The organism is Paenibacillus pasadenensis, from assembly GCF_023715725.1.
GTDB lineage: Bacteria > Bacillota > Bacilli > Paenibacillales > Paenibacillaceae > Paenibacillus_O > Paenibacillus_O pasadenensis_A.
This window is the reverse complement of sequence record NZ_JAMBOT010000003.1, coordinates 166,651-193,366: the sequence shown is the minus strand read 5'-3', so window position 1 is coordinate 193,366 and position 26,716 is coordinate 166,651. Positions and strand designations below refer to the sequence as shown.

Genomic DNA, 26,716 nt, shown 5'->3' with positions numbered 1-26,716 from the left:
TTCGTAACCATCCCGCGTTACCAAAACTAGGGGGGACTCATGTTTAACTTTTTATGGGGCGTATTGTTCGTCCTGGTCAATTTTGCATTGTTTCTGGCCTGCTTCCGGCTGTTTGGCAAAATGGGGCTGTACGCCTGGATCGGCTTTGCCACGGTGCTGGCCAACATTCAAGTGACGGAGACGATCGAAATGTTCGGCATCGTCATGACGCTGGGCAACACGATCTACGCTTCGCTCTATATGACGACTGACCTCATTAATGAGCGGTATGGCGGCAAGGATGCGCGCAGAGCAGTCTGGTTCGGCTTTTTCATTTTGCTTGCCACCACGGTGATGATGCAGATGGTGCTCAAGTTCGACCCTGCGGAGTCGGATTTTGCGCATGAATCGCTCAGCACGATTTTTGGCCTGATGCCGCGTCTGGCGCTGGCCAGCCTGAGCGCTTATCTCATCAGCCAGTATCTGGACGTTCGCGTCTTCTCGGCGCTAAAGCGCAAGTATAGCGGACGCAACCAGTTCTGGATCCGTATTAACGGCAGCACGATTTTGAGCCAATTTATCGACTCGCTCGTGTTCTGTACGATTGCGTTTGCGGGGGTCTCCGGTTATACGTGGGACATTTGGATTCAGATTTTCCTGACGACCTATCTGCTCAAATTCGTCATTTCGGTTGCATCTACGCCGGTGTTATATATCGCACGCTCCTTCCGTTTTAAAGACGAGTAAGCCGCCGTTGAACAATATGCCTCCAGGCAGGATTCCGCAGATTCTTCGTTGAAGAGGTTGTATGGAGGTGTTTTGTTTCATGCGACAAAGACCCGACTTGTTGGTTGCGCCGGAATTTGTGATTCCTTATGTCAAAAGAGTGCCGGATGGCGATCTGATTGAGCTTCTCGCGCTCCAGAAAGCCGAGACGATCCGGCTGTTGGGCACGTTGGACGAGGAGAGAGCCGAGTTCCGCTACGCGCCGGGCAAATGGAGCGTTGTTCAGGTGCTTGGGCACATAACGGATAACGAGCGCATTATGAGTTACCGCTTGTTGCGTATTGCGCGGGGCGACAAGACGGAGCTCCCGGGTTATGACGAAAATTTGCTTGTGGCTGAGGGGCCTTTTGACAGCTGGAACATGGACGCCGCACTGGCCGATTACGCGGCCGTCCGCAACGCCACGCTGACGCTGCTGCGCGGCCTGCGCCCGGGAGACTGGGAACGGGAGAGCGTTGTCAACGGCGCTTCGCAATCGGCGCTGTTAATTGCCAGCGTGCTCTGCGGGCATGAGCTGCATCATTTGCATGTGCTGCAGGAGAGGTACGGTGTTGGAAGGAGCGGTCAGCTCTAGCTTGTTAGCTTCGAATTAAAAAAACCGCCTGATCCTCACGGTTTCGTGAGGCCGGGCGGTTTTTGGCTTTTTAATGAGGCTACGAGCAGAATGCTGAGAATGACGAGCAGGAACCACGAGCTGAGCTTGCCCCAGTGCACGATGGTCCAGCTTATTCTCTGATCCGGGTAGGCCCAGGCGCCGAGGAAGGTGGATATATTTTCGGCCAGCCAGATGAACAATGCAATAAGCAAAAAGCTGAGCAGCACCGGCATGCGCAGGCGTTGCCCGGCCACGGTGTAGTGCACGCTGGATCGCCAGAACACCAGGACGATGAGCCCGGTCAGCACCCAGCGGAAATCCGGCAGCCAATGATGCGTAAAAAAATTGATGTACAGCAGCGCGGCTATGCCCGCAGCCAACCGGGTGTCGGGCCAATGATTAAAGCGGAGGTCGAGCCTGCGCCATGCCTGGCAAATATAACTCGCGACGCTGGCATACATGAAGCCGCTGTATAGCGGAACGCCGCCAATCTTGCTCCAGCCTTCCCCGGGATAGCTCCATGAGCCCATATGCACCTTGAAGAGCTCCAGCGCCAGGCCGATCAGATGGAACGCCATGACAACCTGCAGCTCACGCACCGTCTCCAGCCGTGTCAGCAGCATTCCGACTTGTGCTGCCAGGCAAAGCAGCAGCAACAGGTCATACCGGGCAATGCCAGGTATGGCGACCAGCTTCGTCAAGCCTAGAGAAGCGAAGATAAAAACCGGAAATACGCAGCTCAGCGCCTGCTTCCAGCCGAAATCAAGCAGCATGGCTGCTTTGAGCTGAAGCGTTCTTTTACCGGCGGAGACCGTCCCGACCATGCGATCGCGCTCCTTTTCCTTTATGTTCACATTTGGGAACGAATGGGAGAGCGCAAAAGTTTAGCGGATAGTCTCCGGCTTGGGAGCATGTTTCATTTCCTCTTTCACTTCTGCTCCGAAGCGATGAAGCTGCTCGGCAGTGGCTTTAAATACGACTTTACAGCTATGGATAAGGATAAGGACAGAATACACCTTTGTTTCCTTATTGAGGTACCAAAGCCACTCAAACGGATCATCATAATGCGAAAAGTAACCATCGTACCGTTCCATTGGGAACTGTTCCAGCATGGTAATGAACTGGTTTAAAATATGATTGGTCCAGCCGAATTTCGTCGTATTTCCCGTAATACCATTGTCGCTGCTAACGGTTACGGAAAATGTGCAGCCCCGGTCGGATTCTGGATGACGGCTAGTAAATACAACCTGCAATTGGTGTTCCGGATTAAAATGGTCTTTTAAAAGAGCCAAACAATCACTCCTTAAACAGGCATGTCATTATCTGGATATTATATAACTCAAAAGGCCTTTCTAGAAAATCCCAGAAAGGCCTTGGTGTAGTGTATGGGTCATCTACCGGTGTTAAACGTTGGCTGTCAGAACGGCGGCGAAGCGCTCCAGCTGCTCCCGGTCAATGTTGTCGAAGCGTCCGACCGACGGGCTGTCGATGTCGAGCACGCCGAGCAGCTCTCCGTTTGGCGACAGCAGCGGTACGACAATTTCCGAGCGGGATGCCGCATCGCAGGCGATATGGCCGGGAAAAGCGTGAACATCCGGAACGAGCATCGTTTCTTTGCGCTCGGCGGCTGTGCCGCAGACGCCGCGTCCTACCGGAATGCGCACACAGGCCGGAAGGCCCTGGAACGGCCCCAGCACAAGCCCTTTTTCGTCGAGCAAATAAAATCCTACCCAATTAATATCCGGCAAAAACTGGCCGAGCAGCGCGGAGGCATTGGCCAGATTGGCGATAAAGTTCGGTTCGTCCTCAATCAGCGCCTTGAGCTGTGAGATGACGGTATTGTATTGTTGTTCTCGCGTTCCTTCATATGTGGCGACTTGAAACATACGGATTCCCCTTTCTGTACGCTTCATTATACCGCATTCGGAAAGCCGGTTGGCATGATCGTTATGTCAGGGAATTCCTGACAGCCCGTTGTCAAAGGCGGATGTTAATTTAGCTGTTATATAGGATTCCGTTTGCCAAATATAGCTTAACTCAATCTTGGCATTGACGGGCCCCGGAAGGCTGGGATAGAGTACGGAAGGAAGGATGTGTTCGCATGTCAGGGGAACGGGACAAGGCAAGCAACAAAACAACCGGCGGCTGGGCGGTTTACCGGGATATGTTCGTCCGGTACGTGTTTCCGCAAAAAGGGCTGTTGGTCTGGCTGAGCGTTTTGCTGCTCCTTTCGATTGGACTGCAGCTTATTAACCCGCAAATTATCCGTTATTTTATTGATGCGGCTCAAGGGCAAGGGGCGCTGGATCCGCTGTATTATGCGGCCGGTTTTTTTATTTTGTTTTCGCTGCTGCAGCAGGGAGTGTCGGTTGCCGCTGCTTATTTCAGCGAAAATCTAGGCTGGGCGACGACCAACAAGCTGCGCGCCGAGCTGGCGGAGCACTGCCTGTCGCTGGATATGAGCTTTCACAAAACGCAGACGTCCGGCTCCCTGATTGAGCGGGTGGACGGGGATGTGAACGCGCTGGCGAATTTCTTTTCCAGCTTCATTATCCATCTTGTCGGCAACGTCCTGCTCATGATTGGCATTTTGGCGCTGCTGTTCCGCGAAAATATATGGATCGGACTGGCGATGAGCTCTTTTGTCGTGATCGCTGTATTTGTCATTCAATGGATCCGCGGTTTTTCGGTGCCGATGTGGAAGCGCTGGAGAGAGGTTAATGCGGATTTTTACGGCTTCATCGGCGAGCATCTCGAAGGTACGGAGGATACTCGCGCAAATGGTGCGGCGGGATATGTCATGGAGCGGTATTACGGCTTTGTGCGGCGCATGCTGCCGATCCGGCTGCGGGCGTTTCTCGCTTTTGCAACGATGTGGAGCACGACGATTCTGGTGTTTACGCTCGGCAACGCGGCAGCGTTCCTGGTGTGCGCGTGGCTTTGGAAAAGCGGCCAGGGAGGGCTGACCATCGGCTCCGTCTATCTGGTGTTCTATTATACCGAGCAGCTGGCGAAGCCGATAGAGAAGATCCGCACCCAGCTGGAGGATTTGCAAAAGGCTGACGCCAGCCTGATCCGGGTCCGCGAGCTGATGGCGACGAAGCCGAAAATTCAGGACGGTCCAGGCGCTGCGCTGCCGGAAGGTCCGCTTTCTGTCGAGTTCCGCGATCTGGAGTTCGCTTACGACGAGGAGGGACGCAACACGCTGCATCGGCTGCAGCTTAAGCTGCAGCCGGGACAGACGCTTGGTCTTCTCGGCCGCACAGGCAGCGGCAAAACGACGCTGGCCAGACTGCTGCTGCGGTTCTACGATCCGCAGCAGGGCGGCATTTTTCTGAACGGCACCGATATTCGGCAGTTTAAGCTGCATCAGCTGCGCAGCAAAGTCGCAATGGTAACGCAGAATATCGAGATTTTGGAGGGCACGGTGAGGGATAATCTGACGCTGTTTGACAGCGGCATTCCCGACAGCCGAATTTCGGGTGCTGACTGAAATTGGATTAGGGGCTTGGCAGGCTGCGCTGCCGGATGGACTGGACACGGTGCTGGCTTCCGGCGGCGGCAGCCTTTCGGCCGGGGAAGCGCAGCTGCTGGCATTTGCCCGCGTCTTTCTGACAAATCCCGGGCTTGTCATTCTCGACGAGGCCTCGTCGCGTCTTGATCCGCTTACGGAAGCCCGCATCGAGAGCGCCATTTCACGGCTGCTCCAGGAAAAAACATGCATCATAATCGCCCATAGGCTGGCGACCGTGCAGCGGGCCGACCGGATTCTTATCCTCGAGAATGGGCGCATGCTGGAAAGCGGAGCGCGCGAGCAGCTGGCAGCGGATCCGCAATCGCGCTTCAGCCGCATGCTGGCGGTCGGATTAGAGGAGGTGCTGGCATGAATCCAAGGGAGTATTTTTGGCGGCTGGTCAAATACCGCCCCGGTCTGTACCTGCTTAATTTGCTCGCCTGGTCGCTGGTTCATATGTTCCCGCTTTTGCCGGGTCTGCTGACCAAATGGTTTTTTGATCATCTGGAAGGGACGTACACCGTCCCTTATGGCGTATGGGCCATTGCAGCATTGCTCGTCGCAGCGGCGCTGGGCCGGATTGCGGTCATCTTTCTTGGCTGCGCGGCAGACGTGAATGTGCGAACACGTGTCAGTATGCTTGTGCGGCGCAACATGCTGGCCCATGTGCTGCGGGAGCCGGGAGCAAGGGCCATCCCCGTTTCTCCAGGCGAAGCCATTAGCAACTTCCGCGATGACGTGGAGCAGTCGGAGGAAGCGGTCAGCTGGTCGGTCGATTTGCTGGGACTGGTCGGTTTTGTCGTTGCGGCAAGCTGGATTCTAATTTCCATTGATCCACAGCTTACGCTGCTTGTTTTTGTCCCGCTCATTCTGGTCATTACGGCTGCGCAAGTCGCCACCTCCCGCATTCAGAAGTATCGCGCTGCGAGCCGGGAAGCGACCGCAAAGGTAACGGGTTCGATTAGCGAAATGTTCTCAAACGTGCAGGCGATTCAGGTTGCGGGTGCGGAAAAACGCATTGTGGAGCGTTTCGAAAAATTGAGCGAGAACCGCCGTCAATCGATGGTCAAGGATAAGCTGTTTACCGAAACGTTAACCTCGGTATTCACGAACTCTGTTAACATCGGAACGGGTCTTATTCTTGTGCTGGCTGGTTACAAAATGCGCAGCGGCGACTTTACGGTCGGCGACCTGTCCCTGTTTATTTATTATTTGACTTTTGTGACTCAACTTATTAACAATGTGGGCAACTTTATGACATTCTACAAACAGCTTGTCGTCAGCTTCGGCCGGATTAAGGATATGCTGCAGGGAGCTCCGGCTACACTGCTAACTAAGGCGGCTTACATTGGTCTCGGCAAACGACGGGCGGTCGGCACAGGGACGGTGCCGCAGGAGGCTGAACTCAGCCCGGCGGATGGCGGAGCTGCCCAGGCTGAGTCAGACTGGAGGCGGGCAGAGGCTGACGAAGAATCATTCATGCCTGTCGTGCAGGCTCCTCCGCTGCAGGTGCTGGAGGCGCGCGGTTTGACGTACCGGTTCCCGGAGACGGGACGCGGCATTGAAGGCGTCGATCTGACCCTGCGTGCAGGCTCCTTCACCGTTGTAACAGGCATGATTGGCAGCGGCAAAACGACGCTTGTGCGGACGCTGTTAGGCCTGCTTCCAGCGGAGTCGGGCGAGATTTGCTGGAACGGCGAAATCATCGAACGGCCTGCGGACTTTTTTGTGCCGCCGCAGAGCGCTTATACAGCGCAGATTCCGCGGCTGTACAGCGATCAGCTGCGCAATAATATTTTGCTCGGCCAGCTGGAGCGTCCCGGCAGTTTATCTCGGGCGCTGCATGCCGCTGTAATGGAGGATGATATCGGCGGGCTGGAGCAGGGGCTCGATACGATGGTCGGCCCGCGCGGCGTCAAGCTGTCCGGCGGACAGGCGCAGCGGACGGCGGCGGCGCGAATGCTGGTGCGGGATGCCCAGCTGTACGTGTTCGACGATCTGTCCAGTGCGCTCGATGTGGAGACAGAGCGCCGTCTGTGGGAGCGGCTATTTCAGGAGCGGGGCGATGTCGCCTGCCTTGTTGTTTCGCATCGCAAGGCTGCGCTGTCCCATGCCGACCATATTATCGTGCTTCATGATGGACGCATCGAAGCACAGGGCAGCGCAAAAGAGCTGCTTCGCACCAGCGAAAGCTTCCGCAGCCTGTGGCATGGCGAAGAGACTGGCTGAGGCGGTTAAGCTGGCGGCTGCAAGGCCGATTTCGTATCGCATCATGCAGCAAAAAGTCTCGGCTCCTCGCAGCCCTGTTCCGTAAGGACAGGCGGCTGCGGGCCGAGACTTTGTTTGTGCAGCGGAGGGTTGTTCAACAGCTCTCTAATGCAGATACGTGTATATATAAGTTCTGCCGCACATATTGCGCATATCGGCGTCATATACCCGTATACGGAGAATGTCGCTCACAGTCATGGACCGCAAATAGTCATTAAGCTCCGACTGGCGCTGAAATACAAGCTCCTGCTGTTCCTTTTCGTCGCTTGTATAGCGCAAAATCCAGGTGGACATCGTTGTATCCTTCCTCCAGGCAAATTCAGATAAAATCTAGTGTAACCGTTTCCTTCAAAGCCTAATCAATGACGCTTCTATCGGGTGCGATTCGTCAATCAAGCGCTGTACAAGCTTTACCAGCGCCAGCTTTTCCTCCGGAGACGGATCTTCATGCAGCCGAGCCGCTGCCAGCGGCAGCAGCCATGGCTCCAGATCCTCCGCCGTCAGGCCGCTCAGCCGAAAATAAGTTTGGGTGTAACGGCGCAGCAGAACGGAGCGGATCGCGCCAATCAAAAGCGCAGCAAGCCGCGAATAATCATCCGGCACAACCGCTGTTCGCAGCACGAGCAAAGTGCGCGCCGCATCAGCGGCCGGGTGGCCCGCTGACGCTGTCATCCAGTCGATGATGACCTCGCCGTCCGCCTTTATCAGAACATTGCCTGGGTGAAAATCGCCGTGGCATAACTGTCCGCCGTCAGGGAGCTGTTCCAAACGATGCAATACGGCTTGTTTTTCAGCCTCGCTAAGCAGCGGCGCGGTTTGAATTCGAGCTTTCAGCCCTTCGCGCAGGGAAGGCAGAGCTGAACCGGGCCCGGCTTCTATCCGGTTTACGGCGGTTTGGAGCTCTGCCATCCGGGATCCGAGCCTGCCCGCTTGCCAAGGGCGCGCCATCAATCGCCGCAGCAAGGAGCCGCCGGGAATCCGCTCATAAGAGATCGCGGGCTTTCCGTCCCACTCCATAAGCTCTACCGCTTTGGGAACCGGCAGTCCTGCAGCCCAAGCAAAACGTGATGCCCGAAATTCCTGCTCAGCGAACGAGTGCGGGAATTGTTTTCGGAACACCTTCAGGACTCGATCCGCGCCATAGGTATACAGTTTTGCGGTACGGCCTTGAGCGAAGAGACCACCCGGCATTGGCTCGGTCATACGTCGGTCCTCATTTCTGGTAAGGTTGATCATGCCTAACGGCCAGCAGGCTTGGTTATAGCAGTTCTGCAAGCGGATGTTAATTCCTTTTTGACAGCAGCTGGACCATACCTTGGAATAACTGCTTTAGTTGCCATGCATTGAAAGCTGGCGTGCGGCTTTGCCGTATGGTACGCTCTATTCATAACTATGCGGGAGGTGAAAAAATGGTTGACGTACATGAGTTTTTATCCTGGATCTGGTCTATCGGTCTTGTCTGCTCCGCAGCGTATTATTGCCTCGTCTGGCTTCATTCTGACGGACGGAACGCCTATGCGCTTCCGCGCGCCGCCGAAATCGGGGCACCTTCGGAAATTCAGCCGGCCTTGGACATTCGTCCTATCGGCCAACAGCTTGTGCGCCTGATGAAGCGCAAAGAGTCTCCTGACGATGATACGTCCGCCTGTACAGCCCTTGTCGATTGCCGTTTGGCCAATGACAAGGGAGGATACTCATGCAACCATTATTTCCAATTCCGCGGTTCGGCAAAGCCGGAAAGCTAGCCGTTGCAGCCGCTTCACTGCTGCTGTTAGCCGGCTGCGGCGCTCACGGAACCATCGACTCCGACACTCCGGGGATGTTCAATCATTATGTTGTTTTTCCGCTCGCATGGCTGCTTCGCACACTGGCGAACGGGCTGCAGGACAACTACGGGCTGGCGCTGATCGGAGTTACGCTGCTTGTCCGGCTCGTGCTTATGCCGCTGATGCTGCGGCAATACAGAAGCCAGCAAATTATGAAGGGCAAGATGAAGCGGATGCAGCCTGAGCTGGAGGCGCTGAAGGCCCGGCATAACGGCAAAGGGACGGAAGCTCTGCAAAAGCAGCAGCAGGAGACGATGGAGCTCTACAAAAAGCACGGGTACAATCCGCTGGCAATCGGCTGCCTGCCGATGCTCGTGCAGCTGCCGATTTTGACCGGCTTGTATTACGCCATTCGGATGAGTCCCGAGCTGTCGAGCCATTCATTTCTCTGGTTCCAGCTTGGCCAGCCCGATCTGGTGCTGCCCTTTCTGGCGGCGGGTGTGTATTATGTGCAGGCGAAGCTGTCCCAGCGCGGCGTTGAGATGAACGATATGCAGCGCCAAATGAGCTGGATGGTCTATCTGTCGCCAGTTATGATGGGTGTGTTTTCCTTCACCGCTCCGGCGGCGCTTCCGCTGTATTGGACGGTCGGCGGCTTGATTCTCATTGCGCAAACGCTGCTTGGCCAGCGGTTGTACCGCCATTTGGCCGAGGAACCGGCAGCTCAGCCGGAGCTGGTGCTTTCCGGTAAGCCGAGCGCTGCCGCCGGGCAAGCAGGAGCTAAAGGTACTCGTTAACCGGATTTTATGATCAAGCCTACGGTTCATGTAATGGGGTTAAACCAAAAAGGCATTTCCAGCCGCGAATGGCGGAGGAGATGCCTTTTCTGTTCTGCAAATGTCTGGCAATGTTGCTTAGACCATGTGGAGAGCTCGATTACACGTTAACCTCAATCGGCTCGTCCCGTCCTTTAAGCTTCACGAGCATAAATTCCACGTTTTGCGAGCTGCCGAGATTGACGTTTTTAGCGTCGAATTCGATGACATTTTCAATGACGAGGCGGCCGTTGTTCTCCACCGTCTGTACAAGCTCCGTCCGCAGGGAGCGGTCAGGGTCATTGAGCAGCAAATTGCTTTTCAATACTGGCTCGACCCACTCTACCTCCTGCGTTTCGCCGCTTACATTTTGCAGCGTAACCCGGTAAGTGACTTTTTTCCATTTCTCTTTGCCGGGGATGTTATCCAGCCCTTCCGTGGCTGAAATTGACTTCCATCCTTCCGTCACGGGAGAGGTGAAGTTGCATCCGGCTACGAATAGGGCGGACAGCAGCAAAATCAGCGGGGTTAAGTGTATCCAACGGGAGGCGGCGCGGCCTCTACGGATCATTTTCAACAGGCTCCAGCTCCTTATTAGCGAGTAGGTATAGAATCTATTGTATCCGCCGCGCAGAAAACGAAGCAAAGGATATCCTGTGACAATTAACCCCCGGGCGCGGGATAAGGCAAAGCTGTGACAAAACGGCATGCGATAAGGCAGCAAGAGCCGGGGGAGATCGTGCTATAGCGCCCGGACATACACCCGCCCGTCATGGCGTTCTACCGCGACCTGCGCTTCAAAAAACTGGCTCAGCGTTTCTTGAGTTAACACCTTGGATACGAGGCCGCTGCTGAACGTTTTGCCTCTCCGTAGCAGCAGGGCATGGCCGAATTCAGGCACGATCTCCTCCGTATGATGGGTAACGTAGATCAATGTGGGCGCATCCGGTCTGCCGGCGAGCTCGCTGATGCTTGAGAGCAGCCGTTCCCTGGAAAACAAATCAAGTCCGTTGCAGGGCTCGTCCAAAATGAGAATGCGCGGAGAGGCCATCAGAGCCCGGGCGATTAACAGCTTCTGCTTTTCGCCTTGCGAGCATGTGCCGAACTCGCGATCCCATAGATGGGCGCAGCCAAGAGAGTCCATCAGCTCTTTTGCGCGCTGTTCATCCTCATCGGATACGCCGTCATATAACCCGATTGTGGCGTGTTTGCCGCTAATGACAACAAGCTGGGCGCGGTCTGTCCGATAGAGCTTGTCCTGCAGCGAGTTGCTGACCCAGCCGATCGACTTGCGCAGCTCCCGCAGATCAACCTCGCCGTATCTGTGCCCCAGGACGTTTACTTCGCCGCTTGTCGGCCAGATATATCCGCAAATCATGTTAAGCAGCGTTGTTTTGCCGGACCCGTTCAAGCCGAGCAGTGCCCAATGCTCTCCGGACTGCACCCGCCAGTTGACGTCGTCAAGTAAAGTCAGCCTTTCTCTTTTCCAGGTTACATGCCGCAGGTCGATCATTCCGGTTTCCTCCGCATCCTATCTTTTCCTCATTGTACAAGATCGCGCAGAAAACGCCACGTCTACAATATCTTCATATCACGCTAATTCCGTCTTTACATCCCCTTGATAAGCTTGCTACCAGTCACGCATGGCGGGTTCCTTTTTTTGTCCGCTGCGCGACGATCCGTTTGCAGACGCAGCTCAAGGGGGATCTCACATGAATCGGAAGGCAACAAAATGGAGCAAATCGCTTAGCTTAAGCCTTAGTCTCAGCACAGCTATGATGACGGCGCTGCCGGCAGCCGCACTCGCGGAAGGGACAAGCCAGGACGTATCAGCCGTTCAAAACGGCGGTAATAGCGAAGCTGGCATTCAGTCCACCGTTGCGGAGCAGGTATACGCCAATTCATTTGGCATGACCAAAATCGGGGAATACCGCGTCGGAATGTCCAATGAAGACGGCGGTGTTGCCGAGATCGTTAAATACAACCGGGACAACGGCCGTTTCTATCTGGTTAACGGTTCAGCCAATCCTCCGAGCCTGGATATTGTAGAGCTGCAGCAAGGGGCAATGGAGCTGCATGCTCGAGTTGATATTAAAGCGCTCGCCGAGCAAGAGAACGGCTTCAAATTCGGCGACCTGACCAGCGTAGATGTGAATACGGAAGCTAAACGCGTTTTCGTTGCGGTTCAAGCGGAGGGCGCAGGCGACGCCGGACGGATTCTGGAGCTCGACTATGAAGGTAATCTGGTTCAAGTCTACGTGGCGGGAATTCAGCCGGATATGATCAAGTCTACGCCGGATGGACGTTACGTGCTGACGGCCAACGAAGGTGAACCGCGTGATGGAGCTGCAGGATCAGATCCGGAAGGCAGCGTAACCATTGTCGACCGCAGCGCAGGCACCTCGCGTCATGTGAAATTCGACGATTCTTCAGTTATCGGCGAAAGCGTGCATATTCGCGGCGCAGCGGACGCGGAAGGGCAGATTACCGGTAAAGGCGATAAAAGCAAAGCGCTGACGGATTTGGAGCCGGAGTACATTACCCTTTCCTCAGATGCAAAAACGGCTTACGTGACGCTTCAGGAAAATAACTCTATCGCAGTTCTCGATATCGAAGAGGGCCGTTTTAGCTCTGTACAAGGGCTCGGTCTTAAGGATCTCAGCCTGCCGAAAAACGCGCTCGATCTGAACGCCAAGGACAAAAAATACGTTCCGGTTACAGCCGATGCTTACGGTGTGTACATGCCGGACGGCGTTGCATCGTTCCAGTCCGGAGGCAGGACCTATCTGGTGACGGGCAACGAGGGAGACGCTACGGAATGGCCGGACATGACAAATGTCTCCAAGGTAAAGAGCTTGAAAGGCTCGCTGGATCCTGCATCTGCCGCGGCGGCGTTTTTTGGCGGAACCACCGCTTATGACGATGTAGAAGCAATGAGTGACTGGGGAAGCGGCGGCATTTATTTGTACGGAGCCCGTTCGTTCTCCATTTGGGATGCCGAGACGATGAAGCAGGTGTACGACAGCGGCAACGCGTTCGAGGCCATTACAGCGGAGCGTTTGCCGGATCACTTCAATGCCTCCAACAGCAATAATAAATTTGATTCCCGAAGCACCAAAAAAGGACCGGAGCCGGAAGATATTAAAATCGGCCGGGTAGGCGAGCGGACCCTTGCCTTTACTGGACTGGAACGGATAGGCGGCGTCATGACCTATGACGTCACATCGCCAGAAGGAGCGGAGTTTGTCAATTACACGAATACACGCGACTTCACCGCTGTTGGCGGCGAGAACGCGATGGAGACGGATTCGGCACCGGAAGGGCTTGAATTCATTTCCGCCGAGGACAGCCCGACGGGTCAGCCGCTGCTGCTGGTTGCTTACGAGGTCAGCGGTACGGTCGGCCTCATGCAGCTGGACACAACTCGTGTTGAGCTGGACCGCGAGGAGCTGCGTATCGCTGCCAATGGAGCTGCGGTGCAGCTGAATGCAGCCGTAACTCCAGGCTCCGGTACGGTCGTATCGGTCACGTACTCGTCCAGCAATCCGGAAGTAGTCTCCGTGAACGCCGCCGGACTTGTTACGCCGCATAAAGCGGGCAGCGCGGTCATTACCGCTGTCAGCTCCGACGGTTATGGCCTGGACAAGCTGAACGTGACCGTGGTCGAAGCATCCGTCCCAAGTGCGCCGCCGTCGTTTACGCCGACTCCGGCGCCAAGCGTGTCGCCAACTCCAACGCCGTCCCAACAGCCGTTTCAAGTGGACGTATCGGAAGGAACAGCTTCCGGCGTATGGAAGCTGGAAGCCAAGTCCGGTGACAAAGTGCCGACCGCCGAGCTGACGCTGGAGCAGGCAACTAAAGCGGCCGATGCCTTAAAAGCGGCCGCTGCAGAACGCCGCGTCCTGGAGCTGCAGCTGAACGTGCCCGCAGGCGCAGCAGCCTCGGAAATTCACATTGCAGCCGACGCCGCTGCCAAGCTGGCAGAGTCTGGATTGGATGCTGTACGGTTGAATGCTGGAGTTCTCACGGCGGAGTGGACGGGTGAAGCCTTCCTTCAAGCCGTAAAAGCTGCGGCAGGCAAGCCGTTATCCCTGAAAGTAGAACGCGCTGGCGGTGCTAACGGCACCAGCTTCTCGATTCGTCTTGCAGCTGGAGAAGCTCTGCTGCCCCTTGAAGCAGGCGGAAAAGTGCGCCTTAGCCTGTCGTATTCCCCGGCCGGCGCAGAAAAGGCTCGCCCTGAAGCGTTGGTTGTGCTGGGCGCAAACGGAAGCCCGCTTGTTCTCAGCCAGTTTAAAGAGGGTACCTTTGTTGTAGAGGGAGCCGAGTCTGGAACATACCGGATCGCACATGATCCGGCCTCCTTTAAGGACACGGCAGGGAAGTTTATGGAGCAGGCTGCTGTTTTCCTCGCCGCTCGCGATATCGTCAAAGGAACGTCTGCGGACGGCTTCTCACCGCAGCGGCAGCTCACTCGCGCGGATCTGGCCGTTATGCTGAGCCGAATTGCCGGGCCGGAGGCTGTAGCAGATGCGGCAGCAGGAGCTTCGGGCAGCTTTAAAGATGTTCCGGCCTCTTCTTACTATGCTGCCGCAGTTAGCTGGGCTGCTGCCGAAGGTATTACCGGCGGAACGGGCAGCGGCAAGTTCTCGCCTAAGGAAGCCGTAACCCGCGAGCAACTGGCGGCTATGCTGCTCCGCTTCGCAGACGCTTCCGGCTGGAAGCTCGCAACGGAAGCGAAGGACGTTCTCTTCTCGGACGCGGCGCAAATTTCCGCTTATGCGCGTGATGCCGTTGCCGCTCTGGCATCTGCCGGCATCATTTCCGGCCGTCCGGCTGAAGACGGCTCCGCTGCGTTCGCGCCGAACGCTGCAGCTTCGCGCGGTGAGGCCGCAGCGATGCTGGCGGCGTTTATCCAGAACTTCCTTCGTTAATAGGTAGAGGCAGTTGTTACATTCTAGAATTTAAACGAAGAGCTTGCAGAGAGGAATGTCCTCATCTGTAAGCTCTTTTTCATGCCCATGGTGCAGAACCGACTGCTCATTCATATGGAGACGCCGGCTTTTTGCCGCATTAAAAACTGATTCATCAGCACCGGCAAAGAAATGAGAATGGGCGGGTCATCGGGACTTGGCTCATGCAGCAAAGTATGTAAGTAGGGCACCGGTTCTCCCGGTTTGACTGTAATTGGAGAGCGGGTGCGGGTTCGCAGCGTTGCTTGAGGCAGCAGCATATCTACGGCGTCCATGCCCCAGTTCAACGTCGTTGCCATTAAGTAATAGGTGCCGGGTTTAACTCCGCTGAAGCAAAACGGGCCTGGTTTGGGAAGGAGGGTTCCGTAAGGGGGCAGCCCTTCCGGAATAGGCTTGGCGAACAAACCGATGAGCACAAAACCGTCGAAAGGCACGACAGGCTCAACCTGTCCGTGCAGCTGCGCCCAGGCAGGCAGATGCGGCTCGCTGAGCAAAGTGACGGCAGGATCGTCCCATGTCGGGAGATTTTGCAATTCTCTGGCATGGCGGCTCGCCTCGGAACGGGATTGCCGGAATTCCGAAGGCGTGACGCCAACTCGTTTGGTGAAGCGGGTCGTGAAGGTGCCCAAGCTCTGCTGGCCTATCTCAAGGCTTATGTCTCGAATGCTGTAATCCGTCGTCAGCAGCAGATGTTTCGCCCGGCTGAGACGCAGCGAGGATATGTAATAGAGCGGCGATAAACCGGTCTTTTCTTTGAACAGGCGGGTAAAATGGGACGGGCTGTACGAAATATGGCTGGCCAGCCGCTCCAGCGGCATCGGGTCAAACAGGTGTCGGTGAATATAACCGATCACTTGGTCCATTTCGGTCTGCTGCACCTGATCCTCCTCCTGCTCCATCCGATTGCGCGACATTAGGCGCAGAGTCGGGTTAAGCATCATAATAGGAACGTTTGTTCTTATTATATCAAGACATCGACCGGTTGAAAAGACTTCATTTCCGAATTTGGGAAGTTTACCTAAAATTATTGGGCAACTGCCCCGAAAATTCTAACGCAACTGTAGAGCCTTATTCGCTGGAATTCCCCCCGTTTTAAAACGTAACGCAACTGAGACGCCTTATTGCAGCCGAAACGCGCCTAATCGGCCCGTAAACCGCAATATAACGCTTCACAGTTGCGTTAGCTCAGAAAATCGGTCCGCCAAGGCCAAATAACGCGTGTGAGTTGCGTTAGAGCTTGGCGGAGGTGAAGCGGGGAGCCAACGGCTCCAGCCCGCCGCTGTGCATTAGCTCACTAAATGCGCGTAAGCTGACTCTTCCAAAGGACAAAACGGTGGCGGTCCCGCTCAGCTCCTAGCTCCTTGAGCAGTTCAGCGCCTTCAGACTCGTCTACGGGTTTGCCGTTCCACTGCTCCACGGTCACTTTGGCGAGACCCTGCCTGGCTGCCACGGCGGCCAACATCTGCCGCACAGCCGACGACGTCTCTTTAAGGCCGGATGAAGGCGCAGCTGCGCCGGATTTGGGGGGCTGCCCTCGTCGCTTAGGCGTATCAGTGCCGAGCTGCTCAAGTCGGCTGATTCGCCGCCCGTTATTTTCAATCCAGTACAGCCAGCGTCCGTTTTCCAGCACGAGGTAGTTGCCCGGCTTGCGGGAGAAACCGCCCGTTTCGCTGCCGGGCCAGTCCGCGATCAAACCGAACGGGTTGGCGGGATCGGCCGCGCTCAGCACGGTAAGTCCGCTGTTTTCGCTCTCCAGCAGCGGACTGCGGATAGCCTCCGCAATCTCACGCGTCGTGAATTGCATAGCGGGCATGCCTTCGATTAAATGCCCCCGGACGAGCACGCCCCATTCCTCCAGCCTTTTGAGCAGCGGCAGCAGCTCATCCCAGGAATAGGGAGAGGCGGAGGCTGCGAGATCGCGTGATACGATGCCGTACGTATCCAGCAGGCGGTTAATCCAGCGGACAGCCGGAGAGCTTTCCGAGTCCGCCTGCATCTCATGCGACAAACGAAGCGAGTCCGCCCGCATCTCGTTAGTCAGACGCGAGTCCGCCCGCATCTCGTCTGTCAGACGTAGCGAGTCCTGCTGTTTGCCGAGAGAGCTGCGGGGAGGTGGGGGCTCATTGTGCATCAGCGAGCCGGTCCAGAACCAGCGTCCAAGACCGGAGCCGCTCCAGGCAGCCGCGCGGCCGCTTTTCGGCTTGGAGCTCTTGCTGGTGCCGGAGCTGCGGAGCGGAGCGAACTGGTCATTGGATACATGGCCTTCCCACACGAGCTCGATCAGCTGCGCCTGCACCTCCGAAGGCTGGCGTCCCAGCTCGCGCGCCATCCGGGTCAGAAACATCGCGCCGCCATGTTTGAGCAGCTGCAGCAGCTCGGGATGAGAGGAGGACTCCTCTTGCGGGAGACAGGGCTCGTACAAGTCCTTGGCATCCGGCAGGAAAAAGGCAATCTTGCCTTCCTTTCCGCCGTCGTCGCGGCGGCCCAGCCATAACACCTCGCCGGAGGCGCAGAGCAGATCCAGCTCTTCGGGACGATAGGCGGCGAGCCTTGAGGGGAGAATGAACGACTCCCAGTGCGACAGCGGGAAAAAGAAGCCCTGCAGCTGTTCCAGCACCTGCAGCAAGCCATGCTCGCCGCGCAGCTGCGTACCCTGCAGCGCATGCTGACGTCCGGCGATCAGGCTGCACCAGCGGACGGCATCCACCGCTTCGCTCCGTCCGCGCGCCGCCTGCACCGATAGCCGGACGATCCGCGCAGCGGTCAGGCTGGAAGAGTAGAGCCGCTCGCCGGGCTCAGCGAACGGCGCCCGCTGAATCCGGTCGGCCTCCAGCAGCCGGGCGGTCAGCCGCTCCGCCTCTGCCAGCCGGAGGACGGGATAACGCTCGGCCAGCTCCTCGGGAGTGAAGGCGATCCGAGTGGACATGTAACGTTCGGCGACATAGGTCTCGGCATCGGGGTCTGCCGGGAAGCGTTTATAGGTTTCCGCTTCATCGCAGCAAATAAAACGAGACGGCAAACCTTGACCCGGCTCGTAAAGGGAGATTTTGCGCCGCTCAAGCAATTCCTTCAGCCAAGCGGCTGCCTGTCCGGCAACAGCCAAATCATCCATGCTCCGGGCTTCGGCTGCACCGAAGTCAGTGCCATCCGTATTCCGCTCAACGTGAAGCAGCAAAGTCGTCGAAGCGGGGGGTTCCTCCATTTCCCCATCCTCGCCAGCGTCCGCCGCAATTTTTTTCAAATGAAGTGCAACAAGCCGCAGCAGCTCCTGCTCCGTGCTGTCGCCACGCTGCTTTAGCAGCCGGTACAGCTCGTCCGCGTTGCGCAGGCTCAGCCCGTCCGCATCTTCCAGCCGTTTGCGTTCAGAGGCCAAAATCCCCGGATCGATCGCTCCCGCGAGAGCCTCTTGTCCGAACAGCTCGCCTGCCAGCTCCCGGCTCATTTGCAGCAGCTGGGCTTGAACGGCCCGATCCAGGCCTTCTCCCTCGTAGATGCGCATGTTCACATAATCGGCCGCGAACTGTGAAGCGAGCGGGGAAGGGCGGTCCCGGTAATGGAGGGAAAGCGAGATTTCTCCAGCCTTCATCCGGTCCAGCAAGCCCGCTAGGCGGGGCATGTCCAAATAAACATTTAAGCATTCCCGCATCGCCTCTTCTAAATAGGGGAAACGGTCCGCATAGGGGAGCGCGGCCCTTAACAGCTCTTCGCCGCGAAGCCGCATCTGCCACATGGGCATACGGGTGAAGCTGCGCGTAAGCAGGAGCGAAGTTTCCGCAATGCGGCGGAACGCGACGGCTAGCAGCGGCGAGCCGGGGAGCGCCTCCATAAGCAGCGAGGGCAGCGTGTCCGAGGTAACGCCCTGCACGGCCTGCAGCCAGGAAGGGTCCCAATCCGGCAGCACAAATTCGATTCCATTGTCCTTGGCGTTGCCGTACAAACGGTAAGGCAGGCCAGCCTCGAACCGCCGCTCAATCGCAAGCTGCCATGTCCGGTTGACGCGCCGGCCCCAAGCGTTATGGATGACGATATGCGTTTGTCCCGAAATATCCTTATAAATCTCCACAGCCAAACGGGAAGCGGTCGGGATGACGCCCGTCGCCATTTGCGCCTTGGCAAGCGAAGTCATCGAGCGAGCCGCCCGGTCGTCCAGACTGAACTCTTCCCGCAGCTGCAGGATAACCTCCTCCTGAGCCGCACTGAACGGCATGTCTCCGTCTACGCTTAACGCATCGGCTCCATCCGCCTCAGTGCCGGTTAGAAGCTTGGAATCATCCCCGAGCTCCGTTCTATTATCCAGCTGAAGGTGTGCGTAGGTACCGCCCTCGCCGGAATCCAAGCTTGAAGCGAGGTCTGCCGCTCCGCCGTTCAAAATAGCTTGGCCATCTGGTCCCGGTTCGGCCTTTTGCAGCCTGTCCATCAGATCGGTCCAAAGCGCGGCGACACGCTCCCCGAGCAGATAAGACCGGGAGCCGGATTCATTTTTCCAAAACGGGATCTCACTCAGGCTGTTGCTTGCTTCCGTCACATAAATCCGGTCGCGGTTGATCTGCTGGATCATCCACGAATTGGTGCCGAGCTGAAACACATCGCCGACTCTGCTTTCATGCACAAACTCCTCGTCCAGCTCCCCGATATGGGAACGGCTGTCGATATGATGGACGGGATAAGCGCTGCTTTGCGGGATCGTTCCGGCGCCCGTAATAGCGGCCATACGGCTGTTGGAACGGGCGCCGATTCGATTCGCCTCGCGGTCCCATTCCAGCAGAGGACGGGCAAAAGGGTAAAATCCGGCCAGCACAGCCAGCATCGATTCCAGGCGGGGCCGGGGAAAAGCCCGGTAGCTGTCGCTCCCGGCAATGAGCTGATAAAGCTCCTCCAGCGTCCAATCCCCGTCCGCCGCCATCGCCACCGTTTGCTGGGACAGCACATCCAGCGCATCGCGCGGAACCTCGATCGGCTCAATATCCCTCTGCGCGATCATGCGGCTGAGCACGGCAATTTCCGGCAGAGACCCGCGCTGGCGCGCCAAAATAACGCCTCTGCTCACGTCGCCAACGGAGTGTCCCGCCCGGCCGATCCGCTGAATTCCGGCCGCCGCCGACAGCGGCGAATCAAGCTGAATGACAAGATCGACATGTCCGACGTCAATGCCAAGCTCCAGCGAGGAAGTGGCGACGATGCAGCGCAGCTGTCCTTCTTTTAATAGCCGCTCCACCTCAAGACGCCTGCCGCGGTCCATGCTGCCATGATGGGAGCGGCACATCTCATAACCGGTGTAATCGTTCAGCCGCAAGCACAACCGTTCCGCCAAGCGCCGGCTGTTCACAAAAACAAGCACCGACCGGCAATCCTCCATCAGCTGGAGCAGCCGATCCATAATCGGGAACCAGACGGATTCCCGGCTGCGGTGCAGACGGCTGTGATCCGGCATTGTGACGGACACCTGCATGCTTTTTTTCATGGCGCTTTCAATTATGACGACCGGACGGGGTGAATAGCCGAGAGGGTGAGGAGGAAGCGGCTCCGCTGCTTGTAAGCTCGCTCCCTGGTTAGCAAGCTGAACCGCGTCTAATTCTGATGCCTGCTTCACATGCGCAGCGGCCTTGCCGGAATCCTGTTCCGCAGTCAGGCCAGTAGAAGGAGCGTCCTTAGCCGCTGCGGCTCCATGAGCCCAGCCCCCGAGAAACCGGGCGACCCGGTCCATTGGCTTCTGTGTCGCCGACAGGCCGATGCGCTGCAGAGGACGTCCGCACCACGCCTCAAGCCGTTCCATCGTCAATGACAGATGCGAGCCGCGTTTGTCACCGGCAAGATCGTGAATTTCGTCGACAATAATCTGCTCCGCCGATTGCAGCATCGCTCTGCTTTTTGCCGATCCCAGCATAATGAACAGCGATTCGGGTGTCGTGACAAGCACATCGGGAGGGCGGCGAAGCATGGCGGCGCGTGCGGAAGCAGAGGTGTCGCCTGTGCGCACCGCACAGGTAATCCCGGGTATTGCTTTGGGTTTCTTTGTAAGCTTATTTGCTGGCTCGGAGTCTTGTTCATCGGCATTGCCGCTGGAGGGAAGGGACGAATGGTAGAGCCGCCCGATCTCCTCCACAAAGTCGGTGACATGTTCATAGATGTCGTTGTTTAACGCTTTAAGCGGGGTTACGTACAGGACGCGCACGCCTGAAACGGACGTTTGGGCGGCTGTGGAGGTTTCTTTCATGCGCAGCACCCGGTCCAGGCAGGGGAGCAGAGCCGCGAGCGTTTTGCCGGAGCCGGTCGGAGCGGCCAGCAGCGTGTGGGACCCGCTGAGGATCGCCTCCCAGCAGCGGCGCTGCGCATCGGTTGGCGAACCAAAGGCGGTGTGAAACCATTCGGCCAGCACCGGATGAAAAGGAGCCAGGGAAGGGTCGCGCTCCGCCATTACGCTGTCTGGGGCTGCGCCGCCGTTAGCGGCATGACTGTTGTTTTGCTGTGAAATGCCTGGCTGTGGAATATCGTTGGTTCCGCTCATCACGTGCCCCCTTTTTGCGCGTACTTAGGGTATTCACGGGTTAACACTGCGCTATCTTCCGGCTCGCCGGTCCAAATGACCTCTTCGCCGTATTTTTTGCCCCAGTCATACATGAGCCGCAGCACAGGCATGAGGCTTTCGCCGTATTCAGTCAACGAATATTCTACCTTGGGCGGCACCTCAGGGTAGATTTTGCGGGTGACAAGGCGGTCTTCTTCCAGCTCGCGCAGCTGATTGGTCAGCATTTTCTGGGTGATATGGGGAATCAGCTTTTTAAGCTCGCTGAACCGTTTCGTTCCTTCTATGCCAAGATGCCACAAGATAATGAGTTTCCATTTGCCGCCGATGACGGCGAGCGTAAGCTCCTTCTCGCAGTTGATCTCCTTGAGATTGATCCGGTCTTTCACATCCTGAACCATGCTTATCGATCCTCCTTGACACCTCCATTCGGACGGCAGTCTTCTTTAGTTTACTATTTTCCGTTCAGGATTGCTCGGCCATAGCCGGGAAACGCGGTGAGTTTGCGGTCTTATTAACAGCCCGATGCGCTAAAAGCCCCCTGAATCCGCGCAAGGCGGAATCAGGGGGCAGGCGGTTATTCCAAATTGGCGTGCCGTCCGAACATGGAGCTGCCGTCCAGCTCCAGCAGCTCCATCAGGCGAAGCACAACAGCGTCAAAAAAGAGCAGCAGCGCTTGCTCGAACAGCGTGCCCATCGGCTGGGCGCCGCCGCCCTCTTCCTTGGCTGAAGCCGGGAGCGCAACGGTTAAACCGGCGTCCAAAGCGAGCGGCGATTGCGGCTTCGCCGTGACGAGCGCAACCGCCGCGCCGCTGCTGCGGGCTTTGCGCGCCATAAGCAGCAGGCTCTCCGTGCCGCCGGAGCCAGAGCCGCAAACGAGCAGGCCGCCTGCGCCGATGCCCGGAGTTACCGTCTCGCCGACGACGTAGGCGCGCAGGCCGAGATGGGCCAACCGCATCGCAAACGCTCGTCCCATCAGCCCGGAGCGGCCCGCTCCGGCGAGAAACACGCCGCCGCTGCGGCCAGCCGCCAGCACCGCCTGTGCAAACTCCTCCGCCGCTGCGGCATCAATGCCCTCGACGGCGCGCGTTAGCTCCGCCGCCGCCGTCCGGGCGTGAGCCGTCATGGACATGACGGCTCAGCTCCGCGCCGCGACCAGCTCGCGCATGGCCGCTGCCGCAGCTTTTGGATCGTCCTGGCTGGCGATGCCGCCGCCAACGATAACAAGGTCCGGACCAGCCGCAATAACTTCCGGCAGCGTCTCCAGCTTGATGCCGCCGGCAACGGCTGTGCGGGCGTTGGTCACGACACCCTTGATGGCGCGCAGCTGATCGAAGGAGTTTTTGCCTTCAGCCTGATGGTCGTAACCGGCATGCACACAGATGTAATCCACGCCAAGCGCGTCGACCTCGCGGGCCCGCTCTTCCAGATTGCGCACATTGATCATGTCGATCATCACCTGGCGGCCCTGCTTGCGGGCTTCCTCAACGCCGCCCCGAATCGTGGCGTCGTCGGACACGCCAAGAATAGTCACGATATCCGCTCCAGCCTCGGAAGCTTTCATCACCTCATAGCCGCCCGCATCCATCACCTTCAAATCGGCCAGCACCCGCAGCTGCGGGAACGCCTGCTTGATCGCTTTTACGGCATGAAGACCCTCGTTGATGACGATCGGCGTGCCGATTTCCACAATATCCACGTACTCCGCCACTTTGTCCACAACTTCAATTGCCCCTTTAATATCCACCAAATCCAATGCCAGCTGCAGTTCCATGTATGCGGTCACTCTCCCAAGAGCAGATTCGCGTTTGTTGCGCGTGCTTTCCAGTTTAGCCACTTCGCTTTATTTTTGTAAGAAGGCACTTCTACGTGCCGTAGTCACCTGTAGGATACTATTGCGCGGGGCAAGGGATTGCAGCGCTTAACTCCTCTGCATTTCATGCAACATTATGGATGCCGGACTCGTTCTCACAACTAGATAAATATTCCTGTACATATTCGCTCTCGTTAAGGAGGATCATTCATCATGCCGCTTGCCCCTCAACATCCGCTGACCGCTGCGCTCGCTGCTGTTTTGCTGCTTGGCGCGGCTCTAACAGGAGCCGGATCCGCTCCGGCCCATGCCGCTATGAAAAAGGTCTCATACGACCAATCAACCGCCGTTTCCAAAACATCTTCCGCCTCCATTGTGCTGGACGGTTACCCCCTGAAGTTCCCGGTAGCTCCGCTGATCCGCAACGGTTCGACGCTTGTGCCTTTCCGCTCCATTGCGGAGGCGCTGAACGTGGCGGTCGCCTGGAATGCCAAGGCAAAGGCGATTACCGCCGTCAAATCATTCCCGGATGAGAGCAAGCGCAGCATCGAGCTTCGCTTGGGCAGCGCACAAGCGCTGCTTGACGGCCGTCCGGTGAAGCTGGGGCAGGCGCCAATCCAGAGCAGCGGAACCGTGTTAGTGCCGCTTAGCTTTTTCAGCACCGCCTTCGGGGCGCAGGTGAGCTGGAATGGGGCGTCGAAGACGGTAAGCATTCAATCTCCAGCAGAGCGGATTTATACGAAGGCTTATTATGCCATTGAGTCGTTTTCCCAATTGAAACATCTGAACCGTTTTGATGCGGTTGCTTTCGGCTGGGGAAGAATCGGAGAGGACGGCAGGCTCACGCTGAAAGGCCGTGATTTTTACTGGCCGCAGCCAAGCGGAAGCACTACGCCGGAAAGCATTGTAGCGGATGCGTCCGCGACGGGCGTTAACACGCAGTTTATGGTGTTTGGCGTTGACGGCAAAGGCGAGCTTACGAAGCTGCTCGGCGACAAAAAGCTGCGCGAGGAAGCGATTGAGGGCATCGTATCCACGGCCTCTATTGGCGGATTCAACGGTATCTCTCTGGACTTTGAAGGGCTGGGGCTTACGGGAGACAAGCTCGCTGTGCAGAAGTCGTTTACGGGCTTTGTGACGGAGCTTCGCGCCGCCTCCCAAAAGGCAGGACTTGGCCTGACGCTGGCGCTTCACCCGCTTAACGGCGCTTATGGGGGTTATGACTACAAGGCTCTCGCGAAGCAAGCAGACGAAATTGTCATCATGGCCTATGCTTATGAAGGTGAAAAGGGCCCTGAACCGCTGAACCGTGTAGACGAGGCGATTCGGCTGGCCTTAAAAGAAGTCGGCCGCAGCAAGCTGCTGCTCGGCATCTCAATGGGCAGCGAAACAGCTGAGTCGCTGCGCGGACCGGCTGGTCTTGCGAAGCGGTACGGGCTGAAGGGAATCGCTCTGTGGAGGCTTGGCGCCGGTCTTGTCGACGGGGACTCGATTGCGGCGCTTGAGAATACGGTCAAGCTGAAATAACGTCCTCATCCTCCGGTCCGATTGCAGGCGTAAATCGGGCAAGCCTATAATGGCTGTATTAGTTTATTTAGGCAAAAGGAGATGCCGATCATGTCTTCCACAACCGCCTCATCCGCTGCAAACAACCGCCGCCAAAAAGCGGCCGGCTCCGAAGCCAAACCTGAGCCCCGCGCAAATTGGCGCTCCTTCATCCGGCTAATCGCCGATACGAAGCCTCCGCGCAAACTGGCCGCCACCGCTCTTGGACTCAGCCTGGTAGCGACCGCGGCCGGCCTTGTCGTGCCGATGGCTACGAAACAGTTCATCGACGGCTTCAGCCTTAGCCAGCTGAGCGCTATGCATATTGTGCTGCTGGTGCTCTTTTTCCTGCTGCAGGCAGCGGGTGGAGCTTATTCCAGCTACCTGCTCGCGCGAATTGGCCAGCATGTCGTCGCCAGCTTAAGAGAGCGCCTCTGGCGCAAGCTGATGGCGCTGCCGGTTCCTTATTACGACCGCCATCAGACCGGGGAAACGGTCAGCCGCATGACGAGCGATACGCTCGTTGTACGCGGGCTTATCACCGATCATCTTGTCGGATTTATTACCGGCATCATATCGGCTGCAGGCGCGCTCGTGCTGCTGCTTCTGCTCGATTGGCGGATGACGCTTATTCTGCTCGTGGCGATTCCGCTGTTGGCGGGCATCATGGTGCCGCTGGGCATTCGCATGCACCGCATCGCAAAAGCGACGCAGGATGAGACGGCGGCTTTTTCCGGACATTTGAACAATGTCGTGTCCGAGGTGCGGCTTGTTAAGGCATCCGGCGCGGAAGGACGCGAGCTTCAAGAGGGGATGAAGGGCATACGCTCCTTGCAAAAGCTCGGCGTTCGCGAGGGCGCAGCCGGAGCCATGATTGGCCCGGCCGTGTCGCTGACCATCATGCTCATGCTCGTCATTATTATCGGGTACGGCGGGGTGCGTGTTTCGTCCGGGGCCATAACGGCTGGCGACTTGGTCGCGTTTATCCTTTATTTGATGCAAATTATTATGCCGCTTAGCCAAATCGCCGTGTTTTTCACCCAGTTTAACAAAGCGATGGGAGCGACGGAGCGGATCAACGCGACGCTTGCAGAGCCGGAGGAGAACTTCGCTGCGGGCAGGGAGCTCAAGCGGGCGCAGCTGCCTATTTCGGCCGAGGGCGTCGGCTTTGCCTATGAAAACGGTGAACCAATCCTGCAAGGAATGGACTTTACGCTGCATCCGGGACAGGTGACGGCAATTGTCGGTCCGAGCGGCGGCGGCAAAACGACGCTGTTTTCGCTGCTGGAGCGGTATTACGAGCCAACCGAGGGCAGTCTTCTGATCGGCGGGGAGCCGATCGGCAGCTACTCGCTGGCGAGCTGGCGCAGCCGGATCGGCTACGTGGCGCAGGAAAGCCCGCTCATGGCGGGCACAATCCGGGAAAATATGACCTACGGCATTGAGCGTACGCCGTCGGAAGAGGAATTGAAGGAAGCGGCCCGACTGGCCTATGCCGACGAGTTCATCAGCGAGCTGCCGGAAGGGTATGACACGCAGGTCGGCGAGCGCGGCATCAAGCTGTCCGGCGGCCAGCGCCAGCGGATCGGCATCGCCCGCGCGCTGCTGCGCGCTCCGGATCTGCTGCTGCTGGATGAAGCGACCTCTGCGCTTGACAGCCAATCCGAAATTATTGTGCAGCAGGCGCTCGGCAATCTGATGGAAGGCCGCACAACCGTTGTTATCGCGCACCGCTTATCCACGGTAGTGGATGCGGACCAGATTCTTTTTGTCGAAAAGGGCCGGATTACCGGCAGAGGAACCCATGAGGAGCTGCTGGCTTCGCATGACCTTTACCGGGAATTTGCGACGCGGCAGCTGCGGACGGCGGAGCAGCAAAGTTTAGTAGCGGAAGATACGGAAAACCAGTCCCGGTTATGAGGCGCAGAAGTCGGCTCAGCCCGCATGGTTGACCCATTTTGTCGAAGCCCCTATACTTAAATGCAACAGAGAAAGCGGCTTGCGCCAGCACGTTGGAGAAATCCCGATTTAATTGGTTGCTTTTACCAGATCCATATAGAGATAGACACAACAAAGAGACCCGGATACCGGGAATGGGTAGGCAAGGAATTTATCCTCTGGACCCTAGTTTGAGAATGGGAG

At 57.3% G+C, this 26,716-nt stretch carries 20 protein-coding genes and 1 pseudogene; 9 read left to right on the top strand and 12 right to left on the bottom strand.

What is annotated here, in order from left to right; translation table 11 throughout:
* Nucleotides 1-39 precede the first annotated feature (39 nt).
* Together M3223_RS10045 and M3223_RS10040 are read left to right on the top strand one after the other, a co-directional pair.
* The gene (locus M3223_RS10045) at nt 40-726 is read left to right on the top strand and encodes a queuosine precursor transporter (protein ID WP_251561164.1); all 687 of its coding nucleotides are present in this window, start codon (nt 40-42) and stop codon (nt 724-726) included.
* Nucleotides 727-805: 79 nt separating this feature from the next.
* Nucleotides 806-1,339 carry a DinB family protein gene (locus M3223_RS10040; RefSeq protein WP_251561163.1) on the top strand — a complete coding sequence of 178 codons (534 nt, stop codon included), beginning with the start codon at nt 806-808 and terminating at the stop codon, nt 1,337-1,339.
* 35 nt (nt 1,340-1,374) lie between these two features.
* On the opposite strand, the gene M3223_RS10035 is transcribed toward M3223_RS10040, so the two are convergent.
* The 3 genes from M3223_RS10035 to M3223_RS10025 form a co-directional block, all read right to left on the bottom strand.
* Entirely contained in the window at nt 1,375-2,133 is a 759-nt protein-coding gene (locus M3223_RS10035; protein WP_251561416.1) for a DUF817 domain-containing protein, read from the bottom strand.
* A gap of 111 nt (nt 2,134-2,244) precedes the next feature.
* Nucleotides 2,245-2,652, bottom strand: a complete 408-nt coding sequence (locus tag M3223_RS10030; protein ID WP_251561162.1) for a hypothetical protein — start codon at nt 2,650-2,652, stop codon at nt 2,245-2,247.
* Nucleotides 2,653-2,763: 111 nt separating this feature from the next.
* Nucleotides 2,764-3,246: a GAF domain-containing protein gene (locus tag M3223_RS10025; protein WP_251561161.1), complete on the bottom strand. Its 483-nt coding sequence runs from the start codon at nt 3,244-3,246 to the stop codon at nt 2,764-2,766.
* A 278-nt stretch (nt 3,247-3,524) separates the two neighbouring features.
* Between M3223_RS10025 and M3223_RS10020 the strand changes: the two are divergent.
* Together M3223_RS10020 and M3223_RS10015 are read left to right on the top strand one after the other, a co-directional pair.
* Nucleotides 3,525-5,247, top strand: a pseudogene (locus M3223_RS10020) (ABC transporter ATP-binding protein).
* Complete coding sequence (locus M3223_RS10015; RefSeq protein WP_251561160.1) at nt 5,244-7,103, top strand: ABC transporter ATP-binding protein; 1,860 nt, start codon at nt 5,244-5,246, stop codon at nt 7,101-7,103. The pseudogene M3223_RS10020 and the gene M3223_RS10015 overlap by 4 nt, the downstream one beginning before the upstream one ends.
* A gap of 144 nt (nt 7,104-7,247) precedes the next feature.
* Here M3223_RS10015 and M3223_RS10010 read toward each other — a convergent pair whose 3' ends face one another.
* Nucleotides 7,248-7,436 (bottom strand): hypothetical protein, encoded by a 189-nt coding sequence (locus M3223_RS10010; protein WP_251561159.1) that lies wholly within the window; start codon nt 7,434-7,436, stop codon nt 7,248-7,250.
* Nucleotides 7,437-7,490: 54 nt separating this feature from the next.
* On the bottom strand, nt 7,491-8,345 hold the full coding sequence (locus M3223_RS10005) for a phosphotransferase family protein (RefSeq protein WP_251561158.1): 855 nt from the start codon (nt 8,343-8,345) through the stop codon (nt 7,491-7,493).
* Nucleotides 8,346-8,551: 206 nt separating this feature from the next.
* On the opposite strand from M3223_RS10005, the gene M3223_RS10000 reads away from it, so the two are divergent.
* Together M3223_RS10000 and yidC are read left to right on the top strand one after the other, a co-directional pair.
* Nucleotides 8,552-8,887, top strand: a complete 336-nt coding sequence (locus M3223_RS10000; protein WP_251561157.1) for a hypothetical protein — start codon at nt 8,552-8,554, stop codon at nt 8,885-8,887.
* Nucleotides 8,839-9,705, top strand: coding sequence for a membrane protein insertase YidC (gene yidC, locus M3223_RS09995; RefSeq protein WP_251561156.1), 867 nt, complete (start codon nt 8,839-8,841; stop codon nt 9,703-9,705). The genes M3223_RS10000 and yidC overlap by 49 nt, the downstream gene beginning before the upstream one ends.
* Nucleotides 9,706-9,844: 139 nt before the next feature.
* On the opposite strand, the gene M3223_RS09990 is transcribed toward yidC, so the two are convergent.
* Nucleotides 9,845-10,300, bottom strand: a complete 456-nt coding sequence (locus M3223_RS09990) for a hypothetical protein (RefSeq protein WP_251561155.1) — start codon at nt 10,298-10,300, stop codon at nt 9,845-9,847.
* Nucleotides 10,301-10,465: 165 nt separating this feature from the next.
* Nucleotides 10,466-11,236, bottom strand: a complete 771-nt coding sequence (locus M3223_RS09985; protein WP_251561154.1) for an ABC transporter ATP-binding protein — start codon at nt 11,234-11,236, stop codon at nt 10,466-10,468.
* A gap of 199 nt (nt 11,237-11,435) precedes the next feature.
* Between M3223_RS09985 and M3223_RS09980 the strand changes: the two genes are divergently transcribed.
* On the top strand, nt 11,436-14,654 hold the full coding sequence (locus tag M3223_RS09980) for a choice-of-anchor I family protein (RefSeq protein ID WP_251561153.1): 3,219 nt from the start codon (nt 11,436-11,438) through the stop codon (nt 14,652-14,654).
* Nucleotides 14,655-14,764: 110 nt separating this feature from the next.
* Here the strand turns inward: M3223_RS09980 and M3223_RS09975 are convergent, their stop codons facing one another.
* The 5 genes from M3223_RS09975 to hxlA all read right to left on the bottom strand — a co-directional run bounded on the left by M3223_RS09975 (nt 14,765) and on the right by hxlA (nt 22,990).
* Entirely contained in the window at nt 14,765-15,556 is a 792-nt protein-coding gene (locus M3223_RS09975) for a helix-turn-helix domain-containing protein (protein WP_251561415.1), read from the bottom strand.
* 431 nt (nt 15,557-15,987) lie between these two features.
* Entirely contained in the window at nt 15,988-21,108 is a 5,121-nt protein-coding gene (locus M3223_RS09970; RefSeq protein WP_251561414.1) for a DEAD/DEAH box helicase, read from the bottom strand.
* An 89-nt stretch (nt 21,109-21,197) separates the two neighbouring features.
* On the bottom strand, nt 21,198-21,617 hold the full coding sequence (locus M3223_RS09965) for a winged helix-turn-helix transcriptional regulator (RefSeq protein ID WP_251561152.1): 420 nt from the start codon (nt 21,615-21,617) through the stop codon (nt 21,198-21,200).
* Nucleotides 21,618-21,793: 176 nt separating this feature from the next.
* The gene (hxlB, locus tag M3223_RS09960) at nt 21,794-22,348 is read right to left on the bottom strand and encodes a 6-phospho-3-hexuloisomerase (protein WP_251561151.1); all 555 of its coding nucleotides are present in this window, start codon (nt 22,346-22,348) and stop codon (nt 21,794-21,796) included.
* A 6-nt stretch (nt 22,349-22,354) separates the two neighbouring features.
* On the bottom strand, nt 22,355-22,990 hold the full coding sequence (gene hxlA / locus M3223_RS09955) for a 3-hexulose-6-phosphate synthase (protein WP_251561150.1): 636 nt from the start codon (nt 22,988-22,990) through the stop codon (nt 22,355-22,357).
* A 252-nt stretch (nt 22,991-23,242) separates the two neighbouring features.
* Between hxlA and M3223_RS09950 the strand changes: the two genes are divergently transcribed.
* Nucleotides 23,243-24,556 (top strand): stalk domain-containing protein, encoded by a 1,314-nt coding sequence (locus M3223_RS09950; RefSeq protein WP_251561149.1) that lies wholly within the window; start codon nt 23,243-23,245, stop codon nt 24,554-24,556.
* Nucleotides 24,557-24,646: 90 nt separating this feature from the next.
* A complete protein-coding gene (locus M3223_RS09945) occupies nt 24,647-26,494 on the top strand; it encodes an ABC transporter ATP-binding protein (protein ID WP_251561148.1) in 1,848 nt (615 codons plus the stop codon).
* The last annotated feature ends 222 nt before the right edge of the window (nt 26,495-26,716 follow it).